This window comes from Streptomyces corallincola (assembly GCF_019104725.1).
Classification (GTDB): Bacteria; Actinomycetota; Actinomycetes; order Streptomycetales; family Streptomycetaceae; genus Streptomyces; species Streptomyces corallincola.
The window spans coordinates 1-2056 of record NZ_JAHRXF010000090.1 but is presented as its reverse complement, the minus strand read 5'-3'; the positions used below and the strand labels follow the sequence as shown (position 1 = coordinate 2056).

Annotated in this window: 1 protein-coding gene; it reads right to left on the bottom strand. The window is 68.7% G+C overall.

Annotated elements, in window-relative coordinates; genetic code table 11:
- On the bottom strand, positions 1-2056 hold a 2056-nt coding region (locus KUM39_RS27885), incomplete at both ends, for a hypothetical protein (RefSeq protein WP_217788561.1).

The following is a 2056-nucleotide window of genomic DNA, read 5'->3' as shown; positions in this document are numbered from 1 at the left end:
AAGATGGGCACGTCGCCGCCGACGTTCGCGTTTTCGAGCACGATGTCGAAACTGCGGTGCCCGATGACGGACCCGTCGGGCAGATCATCGAAGTAGAGGTCCTCGGGCACCGTCACATGCCAGCGGGGCACCTCCACCTCCATGCCGACGGCGCCGCCCGGGAGGCCGGGGCCGGTGTCGGGGCTGGCGATCTGGATAGCGATGCGGCCGGCCACGGCGGTTTCGTTGAGCCGGGTGATGTGCGAGGGGAGTTTTGCGTAGCGCTTGGCGATGGTCGCCTGGTCGATGTGGTGGGTCCAGCCCAGTCCGGCGAGTTCGAGGTTGACCGTGTTGTACAGGGTCCCCATGTCATGGCGCGGGACGGACGACTCGGTCCGGACGGTCTCGGCGGCCGGAAGTTCCTCGGTGCTCGCCGGGTCGGTCGTGGATGCCGTGTCCTCAAGGCTGCCCGCCCAACGGGAGGGGCCGGCCACCGCTGAGGGGTCCGTGTGGGTGTTCGGTGCCAGGTCGAGGGCCTCGGCGTCGGTGAGTCCGCCGGATGCCAGGGCGTTCTCGGGGTTTCCGCCGCGCATCCACACGCCGTGGGGGTCCACGATGATGCCGGCGATCTGCCCGGAGATCGCCGCGTCGTCGAGTCGGGTGATGTGGGAGCGGAGGCCGTTGTAGAGCTCCAGGACGAAGTCGTCGTCGACTGCGGGTTGGTTCCAGGCCTGGAGTTGGAGGTTGACGTTGTTGCGCAGGCGGCTGATGTTGCGGCCGTCGGGGGCGTGGGTCTGGGCGGGGTCGAGGTGGCCGGCGAGTTCGTGGGTGGCGTCGAGGGCCGTTTGCAGAGTGGCTTCGTAGACGGGTGCCTCGGGGAGCAGGGCCTGGAGCTGGTCGGCGAAGCGGAGGAGTTCGGTGTGGCCGGTCTGGCGGAGCTGGAGGACGTTCGGGTCCTCCGTGTCGGTGCTGCGGAGTTCGATTGCCGCGAGGGTGGCGGAGGTGATGCGGAAGGCGGTGTGGTCGGGCATGAGCATGCGGTCGTTGACGCGCTGCGGGAGTTCGATCTCCAACCGGTTCGCGGCGGCCAGCAGGGTGTGCAGGCTCCGTGTTTCGGGGTGGGCGGTGCTGGTGGCGCTCCGCAGGGCGGTGATGTTGGCCTCGAAGGCGGGGGAGGAGGTCGCGCGGGCCCGCGCCGCCTCGTCGTAGATCGTCCTGGCCTCCCTCACCACATCTTCCAGGGTCTCCCTCATCCTCCGGTCCGTGGTCTCGTCACGCCCGTGGGCGCGGAGTTCGAGCAGGACGAGGGGGATGCCGATGTTGCCGCTGTTGGTGTCGAGTTCGGCGAAGTCGGTGGTGGCCCCGAACACATTCTTCTGCGAAGCGGAGGCGACGACCCTGGCGGGCTGCTCGGTCAGCGCGACATCGAGGTAGGTGGTGACGGGGATGCCGGTGTCCATGTCGTCGGCGAGCAGGTCGAAGGGCCGGTGGGCGAGGACCCGGCTGAGGGTTTCGTCACGAAGGAGCGAGGAGCGGAAGAGCTGGACGATCCGGGCCTTGATGTGGGAGGCGTTGGCGGCCAGGAATCGCTTGGCATTGCGGGAGAGGCCGTTGCGGATGCCGGCGAAGGAGGTGCGGGCCATGACGGCCGCCTGATTCTTGATCAAGCCACCCGGGTCGCCGGGCACCTGGCTCAGGGCATGGTTGCAACCGATCGCGGCCACCTGCGTGTAGAGCAGGGCCAGGAAACCGCGTACCTCCATCGCGTCCGGCCATGACTCCAGGAGGGCGACGAGTTTGGGCTCCATGCGGTCCAGACCGTTCACCGAACCCCGGACGAACAGGGCGGCGGCTTCGGTGCCGAACTGGAGCCCGATGTCGATGTTCTGGCGCAGGCGCCGGTGCCTGCTGCGCGTGTTCTCGTGCGCGAAGCGCAGCAATGAGGACAGCCCGGCGATGGGCACGCCGACCGTGTACTGCGACTCGAGCGGGGCCCTGCCGCGGAACGCGCCGGTCAGGGTGGCATCCCTGAGCTTGTGCCAGACCGTGTAGGGGGAGCTGCCCTGGAAGACCTCGC